Genomic DNA, 2473 nt, shown 5'->3' with positions numbered 1-2473 from the left:
GTTACTTTAATCAAAACCTCTTATCAGGTGTCCTAAATTAGTTGACCACTACAGTTCGACGGTATCGGTATGGGCGATGTCGATGAGAAAGATATCACCACTCGTGATAGCGGACTATCGAATAGACACAACTTGCAAGGGGGATCTTCTCCTAGATGGCATGGTGGTGGCCTCGGTCATTCGCAAATCAATGACGATGATGGACACAGTGGTTGGCTATCGGGTATTGCTCAGTATGGACTTAGTTCTGACTCTGAGGTGACCCTAAGCCTTGATGACACGCCAAACCAGATAGGCTTGCAGTGGTCGGTGAATACGGGCAGCAAAGCCAATGCTGAGACGCCAACCATCACCTCTAGCGCCACCTTTGCCCCTGATGAGCATATATTAGAGCTAGGCATACTGCGGCATCGTTATAGCAATCATCAATCATCAACCAGTGGCCAAGGGGTCAATCTGGCAAGCGATCATGGCCTACAAATCACTGGCAATACAGGCGTCCTGCTCTCCACTTTCGGTATCAGACACACACAAGGCGAGCATGAGTCGGCATGGGTCAATGATGCAGGACAACGTCAACTAAAACTGGGCACTGAGCTGAGCGAGACGCTTCTCGATGCCAAGCAGGCGCATTTGCAATCCACGGCAGCACTTAGCGATGCCAACCAAACGATAGAAGCCTTTAAAACCAGTGCTCAAATTATAGATGAGACGCTAAGTACGGAAGTGTTAGGCGCGTCTGATGTGATGCTGGTCAGTCGTGACAGTATATTAGCCTCAGCAAGTAATACGCTTTGGACGGCGAAAACAATAGTCAGGCAGTCAGGCAGCACCCAGTCGGATGTGGTGGCAGGCAATTATACGCTGACGGTAAATACGATTGACTCGCTCTCGGGAGTGGGTGGTCAAGCCGATCTATCAGGGTTACATATCAGTGCCAACAGAGAGCCACTAGCGATACAAGCCCAAGGCGGTGAGCTGCAACTGCACAGTCAGCAAGGTATGAGGGTTGGTAGTGAGTCGGGACAAGTAAATATATCCAGTCCGAAGCGTATTAAGCTGCAAACGTCAGCAGGAGCATCCATTACGATTGATGATAGCGGGATTAAGCTGGTGTGTCCGGGGACGATTAAAGTTCAGGCGGTGAAGAAAGAGCTGGTTTCTGGAGCAAAAGCTAATTATTCATTACCGATGATGCCTGAGACTGTTCCACTGTTTAGTAATAAGCTAGATGTTTATGATTTGTTTTATCAGCACAACTTTAATGATATTGAGTTTCAAATATTGCGACCTGATGGACAACTGATAGAAGGAGTGTTAGACGAACATGGACGGACTGCTCCTGTGATTAGTGATAAAGAAGAAGAAGTTGAAGTGTTAGTTGGCTTTAAAGATACGGATTGGGGTGTTGAGTTTGAACCTGACGAGGATGAAGAGACAGAAATGTCTGATGAATATGACAGTAATGAGTCAAACGATTCTTTAGGCCAAGACTCTTATCAGGAGAGTAACGATGAGTAAAACCAAAAGTATTGTATTTCAACTCAAATTTATTGACCTTCTTAATAAACCTTTTCCCAATCTATACCATGAAATTAGAGAATCAGGAACGCCCATTAGTGTCAGCAAATCTGACAGTAAAGGACTTGGCACACCAATCAGTAGACCGCCTAGTACTATACTAGTGGTTCATATTCGTCATCCGTTGACGAAAGAGATGATTAAGGTTAATAGTTATATTAGTGTCCCTACGAAAAAAGGTAGGATTATACTCAAAGCCCCCTTCTCTATTCAAACCGTTAAACTTAGGGAACTTGCCAAGAGCGCTGGTTCGTACAAAAGAAGCACTCATAAAGTTGCGGTCGGTAAAGATGAGTACGAAGTTAAGACAGGTCAAGATCTATACACCATTGCTAAAATGCATGACACTACTTGGCAGATATTAGCGCAGCTCAATAAAGCCACTATAAAAGACCCTGATAAAATAGTTCCAGGTCAAATCATCAAAGTGCCGCCAAAGGGCAGTAGCCTAACAGGCAAAACTAATGAGAGGCCTGACTCTCTAAAAAATCAAACCAATTACAAAGTAAAAAAAGGTGAGACGTTAACTGGAATCTCACAAAGAAGTGGCGTGTCAGTAGAACAGCTTCAACGTATGAATGGGATAACGAACCCAACAACATTGCAAGCAGGTCAAACGATCAAGCTACGTAGCGATGGTTCAGCACCAACTCACACAACACCAAAACCTTCATCCACCCCCACTGCTAGACCTACACCAAAGCAAACATCAAAACCATCTGCTTCTGATAAAGAAGAAGGGTTCTTCAATAATGCACTAGATACCATGACTGATATAGCAAAAGGGACGGCTGGTGCTATCGGTGGAGCCATTGGTAGTATTGGTGATGGTCTAGGTGTAGTGGTCAACTAATTTAGGACACCTGATAAGAGGTTTTGATTAAAGTAACGT

2 protein-coding genes are annotated in these 2473 nt (G+C 44.6%); both read left to right on the top strand.

Annotated elements, in window-relative coordinates; translation table 11 throughout:
- The first annotated feature begins 69 nt into the window (after positions 1 to 69).
- On the top strand, positions 70 to 1521 hold the full coding sequence (locus EI161_RS13985) for a DUF2345 domain-containing protein (RefSeq protein WP_192529873.1): 1452 nt from the start codon (positions 70 to 72) through the stop codon (positions 1519 to 1521).
- The gene (locus tag EI161_RS13980; protein WP_192529871.1) at positions 1514 to 2434 is read left to right on the top strand and encodes a LysM peptidoglycan-binding domain-containing protein; all 921 of its coding nucleotides are present in this window, start codon (positions 1514 to 1516) and stop codon (positions 2432 to 2434) included. Before EI161_RS13985 ends, EI161_RS13980 begins: the two co-directional genes overlap by 8 nt.
- Positions 2435 to 2473: the final 39 nt, after the last annotated feature.

It is taken from the genome of Psychrobacter sp. FME5 (assembly GCF_014861375.1).
Classification (GTDB): domain Bacteria; phylum Pseudomonadota; class Gammaproteobacteria; order Pseudomonadales; family Moraxellaceae; genus Psychrobacter.
Note: the sequence above shows the minus strand (reverse complement) of the source record. Positions and strands in the feature narration are given on the sequence as shown.

What these genes read in the sequence shown, in the direction of transcription:
- EI161_RS13980 (WP_192529871.1), top strand. Translation starts at nt 1,514, where the DNA reads ATGAGTAAAACCAAAAGTATTGTATTTCAACTCAAATTTATTGACCTT.
- EI161_RS13985 (WP_192529873.1), top strand. Translation starts at nt 70, where the DNA reads ATGGGCGATGTCGATGAGAAAGATATCACCACTCGTGATAGCGGACTA.